At 31.2% G+C, this 5,496-nt stretch carries 3 protein-coding genes; 1 reads left to right on the forward strand and 2 read right to left on the reverse strand.

Annotated features, from left to right (window positions below; all coding sequences use genetic code 11):
• Nucleotides 1–21: 21 nt before the first annotated feature.
• Nucleotides 22–2,988: a CDP-glycerol glycerophosphotransferase family protein gene (locus CWS01_RS20745; protein WP_168714434.1), complete on the reverse strand. Its 2,967-nt coding sequence runs from the start codon at nt 2,986–2,988 to the stop codon at nt 22–24.
• A gap of 297 nt (nt 2,989–3,285) precedes the next feature.
• Entirely contained in the window at nt 3,286–3,762 is a 477-nt protein-coding gene (locus CWS01_RS20750; RefSeq protein ID WP_101179201.1) for a VanZ family protein, read from the reverse strand.
• Between the two features lie 226 nt (nt 3,763–3,988).
• Between CWS01_RS20750 and tagU the strand changes: the two genes are divergently transcribed.
• Entirely contained in the window at nt 3,989–4,924 is a 936-nt protein-coding gene (gene tagU, locus CWS01_RS20755) for a polyisoprenyl-teichoic acid--peptidoglycan teichoic acid transferase TagU (protein ID WP_101179203.1), read from the forward strand.
• Nucleotides 4,925–5,496 lie beyond the last annotated feature (572 nt).

Below are 5,496 nucleotides of genomic sequence, written 5' to 3' on the forward strand. Positions count from 1 at the left end.
AGGAAGATTCTCTTCTTTCTTTTAATTTATTATATTTAACAGCCGCTTTCCTAATTGGCGCACCAGCGGCCTTTCATTATATTTTCTCCAAATAGCTTTCATTAATAAATTTCTTTTTACTCTCGCTTCAAAGCTTTCTGGAGCAGTAATTTCTTTTTCTTTCAGGCTGATTTGTTTAAAAATACGTTCACTATTATTCTGATCGATATATTTAAAATAATTGCCTCTAATTGAACTATATTCCTCTTTTTCTTGGAAAGAATTATTAATAAACATGTTTAATTTTCCAATTAATTCAGGTGCAGTATACGCTACTTCACCGAATATATCCTTCTTAAGATCCATATAGCTCCCCTGATTTTCCATATATTTCTCTAAATCGAAATGGAAAAATAATGTAGGCTTTTTCTGATAATACATTTCCCATGCCACACTTGAATAGTCTGTTATTAATAAGCTGGATCTCATTAATAAATCATTTATACGAGCCTCGCCAAACTGGTATATTTTAATGTTGTCAAACGCTTTTGTAAAGTTTGAAACATATGGCATAAACTTTGGATGTACATAGAAGTTCAAGATAATATTTTGTTCTTTTAACACTCGATAAAGATCTTCAGATTGTAAAATTGCATTGTATTGCTGATAGTATTCTGATGATATAAATTGCTCATCATCTACTTCTTCTAGCCAATTTCTCCATGTTGGCATCAACAAAATCTCTTTCTGATCTGTATCTTTCATTTTATTTTGAACAACATCCCATCTAGCCAATCCAGTAACAATAATGTCTTCTTCCTTATAATCAAAGTAATCTTCCACTATTTTTTTCTCAAAATCAGATGAGACCACAAACATATCTGCACCAGTTGCAGAACCAGCTTTAAATGTATTATCTACACGCTTTAAACCCAATACCCCATGCTGCAAAAATACAAATTTCTTTCTATCAACATATTGACGTATAACTCCTGTCGAAACTCTCCAAGCATAACCATGTCCTTTTGATTCTGAAGAAATTATCAGCTTTGATGCCAATAGTAAAATTAGATGCTTTGTGCTCATAAAATAAACAACATTTTTTTTATAGGGTTCTAAGTTTTTCTCATCTGGGGACCCTTTTTTGATTACATAATAGATATTCTTTTCCTTATGATTTTCGTAGCAATATTTAAAGAAATAAAAACTATTGTCTTGTGCTGTCTCAGAATATTTTTCGTGTATTAACCAAACAGGCTTCCACTGGAAATAGATAAATAAAAGATGATATAAAATAAAGGCTGTATACTCATTGATTTTATATTTAAGAGATTCATATTCGCCCATTTGTCTATAAGTAATACTTAAGCAATTATTAATTGTAATATAAGGATAAATCATATAGTTTTCTTTATTTACTAGATTATACTTGATCATCCGATGTTTTAACTTTTGCTTAATGGTTACTTTATGATTATGAAGACGTATAAACCTCCGTTCGCCATTTGGCAAATCAACTACAGCATAAAAATCCCAATAAAATTGTTCTAATATTAAATCCTCTAAATTTATATGAACTGCAAATTTTCTTGCATTAGGACTAACAGAAACTTCTTGTTCTGTAGGGGCTAATATTACCCTAGATTTATCCTGTCTCAGTCTTAACGCAATCCCTCTCACTATAAAATTATCGGTTTCTTTCATTTTAACGGTTGCAGTAAGCTTAAGTATTCCTTTTTCCATTTGTAAAGAAGATAAATCTGACATTGCAGGATACTTAGAATTTATATATTGTTCTTCTGTACAAAAATAAAAAGAGAGTTCATGATCCTTTGTCAAATAAGGAGAAATCCCGACCCCTTGACTAACTATTGGCTTATATCCAATAATTTTTCCTATTTCAGAATTGATCGTTGTATTATATACTCCTATCCTTTTTACTTCAGTATAAGAATCATAATTTATCTCTACCGATAAATCCCATCTTCCAGAAATATCAGCTAAAACATCTAATTGTGATATAGGAATGCTGATTTCCTCTTTCCCATTACTTACAATGCTGTTAATTTGCAGATTTAACTTTTCACTACTTTTTCTTTTCTTTAGGAAAAAAGTTACCTTTTTAGCAAGTTCTAACTCCATTGCGTTAATTTGAAATTTAATATTGTTGCCTTCTAGTTTATAGTTTTCTGCATGTAATTGGCCTGTAAATTTTTTATTTAAATTATTTTCTTGAATAATTTTCTTTTTTAGCGAAAAAACAAATTCATTTTCTTTATTCTCTAATTGTATATTTAATCGACTTCTTTCTAGATTTTTCCCTTTACAGCCTTCTAAATATACATTCCATTTTTTATTTTTATTTAGCGTTGCCAAGTCTTTTTTATTTATAATAATTATTGTCCGGCTGCTGTCTAGCTTAAATGGGATAGAACAAACCTCTACTTTGTTCTTCATATATAAATGAATCTTTTTACCGAAGCCGAAGGGAATCTTATTTTTTAAATGGAAATAAACTTTAGGCTTGCTTTCCTTAATTTCTTTCACTTTCTGTATATAATTAACCACATTAAAACTTTTCTCTTCCAAAAAGAATAGATTGCCAGAATGAATGGATAGACCGTTCCTTTCTGTTAAATATGGTATCATGCTGTCCGCTCTTGTAGTAGTTAATATAGGAGATAAATATCTTATTTTTTCTGAAGCAACTGGAGCATTGTATAATCCAATCCTTTGTTGTACTTTTCCTTGTTTAGATTCCAAATAAAAGTCCCAACGCCCGCTTCCCATTTGACTTAATTGATTTAAATCAATTTTAAAAATAATAGTATCTTTTTTTTGTTTTATTTTTACATTTAATTTAATTGTGTTTTGTTTTTTACGATTCTTTAATACTACCTGGTAAGAACTTTCTATGTCTTGCCCAGAACTAGGAAGCGTAAAAATCAGTACATTTCCATCCCATGAAACTTGATCAATTATTACCCTTTTTTTATTTCTTCCCTGCACCATTTCATCTCCTGTTCCTCTTTTTAATCACCTTTACTAGACTACCTAACTTAATACTATAATTATAATGTTTTTACAATCTATTACAATGCAAATATAACAATTCCTATTAGCGGATTAATGGCAATAACTATTTTTTTTTCCAACAATGGAATCAAGCTTACCTTTTGTCTTCCTAATTATTAACGAAATAAACATTTATCAAATCCCAAATATATCCATTAACTATTTGAATAAAAATACAGCAAAAAATCCATTTGCAGCCTCTTTTAAAAAAATGTCCTTTAACCATATTCATCAAAATTTATTTTTCCACTTCAAATACCATATTATCCCGAATACCCCGCCAACACTATCTACCACAACATCTTCAAAAAGCGGCGTTCTTCCACTTGTAAAACTTTGATGAAATTCGTCTAATGCTGCGTAGCAAATAACGATGAAAAAACTAATCATGACCATCCACTTCTTATTAGCTAAAAAATATGCTAAAGCCCTTATTGTAAAAAACGCTAAAAAGAAAAATACAGTAAAATGAGATGCCTTTCGAATAAAAAACTCGATAAAATGAGCGACCCCTAATGCGGATACGCTAATTTCTTTACCAGCATATGTGAATGATATCCATGAAAACAGTTTATTTAATAGTGTAGATTGATTGAGTGAAGCAAACCATGGTGTAATGTCTTGATTTTCATACGGCTGAGATGAAAAAGCAAAAATGAGGAGTAGTATAAAGATGACTGGCGTTATTGCAATTATAATTTTTTTCATTATATAGTCCTTTCCCAATTACAATTCTTTTATTATTTCGTTCATAACTCTTTAAAAATTTTTCTTTTATGAATGAAATACCTCTTTTAAAAGACACTATTTGATAAATAGGTTAGGTTATATTTTACTCTCTCTTATAGAAAAAACATATGAAATCTTTGCAATTTCTGCTATTCTTTATATTAGTTTTATCATTTTTTGTCAAGATATGGAGGTTTTTATAAATATGAGGTCGGATAAGGATAAACCAAAACGTAAAAAAAGAATATGGCTTCGTGTCACTGGAATAGTACTTTTGCTTTTAATTATCGGTATTGGGGCATATGCCTTCACCGTTTGGAATTCACTTAACAATGCTGTAGATACAATGCATCAGCCAGTTGAGCGTGAGACGAGCAAACGTGAGGATTCATTAAGTTTAAGCAACAAAGAGCCGTTTTCTATGTTAATGCTTGGGGTAGATGAGCGTGAAGGCGATAGTGGCCGTTCTGATACGATGATTGTATTAACCGTTAATCCTGAAAAAAAATCGGTTAAAATGTTAAGTATTCCAAGGGATACTCGCACAGAAATTGTTGGCCATGGCACAACAGATAAAATTAACCATGCATATGCATTCGGCGGCGTAGCAATGTCCATGGATACAGTAGAAAATTTCTTGGACATTCCAATTGATTATTATATGCAAATTAATATGGAAGGTTTTAAAGATATCGTCGACGCCGTGGGCGGAGTAACCGTAAATAATGATTTAGACTTTACGTATGAGGGTGTTCATTTTGCAAAAGGCTCAATCACTTTAGATGGGGAAGATGCACTTAAATTCTCACGCATGAGAAAACAAGATCCTAGAGGTGACTTTGGCCGTCAATTAAGACAGCGCATGATTATACAGGCTGTATTAAAAGAAGGAGCTAGTCTCAACTCTTTAACAAACTTTAATGATATTTTTTCTGCATTAAGTAAAAACATTAAAACAAACTTAACATTTGATGAAATGGTTGATATACAGAAAAATTATAAAGATGCAGCTGGCAATATTGATCAAATGACCATTACTGGAACAGGTCAAACCATTAATAAAATTTGGTACCTAGTAGTACCTGATGCCGAAAAAACAAAAATTCAAAATGAATTAAAAGATCATTTAGAAGTAAAATAACAGGTGAAGGGAGCTTTTCCCTTCACCTCCTTTTATAATAAAAGGTTTTAATAAAGGCTGCTTTCTAAAACTTTGTTACTTTTTGAATAAGATGAAAAACCTTTTTAAATTACGGAGCAGGCTGAATACACGTAGACTCCTGCAGGATTAGCGAGACAGGCGAGACCCTGCAGGAGTGAAACGGCGAAGCGGCTCGACGCTCGCCCTGCGGAAAGCGAAATGTATTCAAGCCTGCGGGTTAAATAGCAACAAAGTTTACGAAAATAGCCTAAAAAGAGAAACCTTTCTGCTGAAAAAACGTCCTATATAATAGGAATAAGAAAGGCTTAAAGCATTATTTATTTCGTTAGTACTAGTGGCGATTATCCTAATTTCGCGAGACAACTATTTCTAACGTTTAATCTCAATATTACGTTTACAATACATACTCTAATTTAGTTGAAATGACTAAGAAAGAAGTGTATATTTAGTTTGATTTGTATAAAGGAAAAGTTAAATATTTATTAATATAATGAACGCAAGTAAAGGAGCAATTAAAATGATTTATGCACAAATATTAGCAGGCGGAAAAG

It is taken from the genome of Niallia nealsonii (genome assembly GCF_002835805.1).
Classification (GTDB): Bacteria; Bacillota; Bacilli; order Bacillales; family Cytobacillaceae; genus Niallia; species Niallia nealsonii.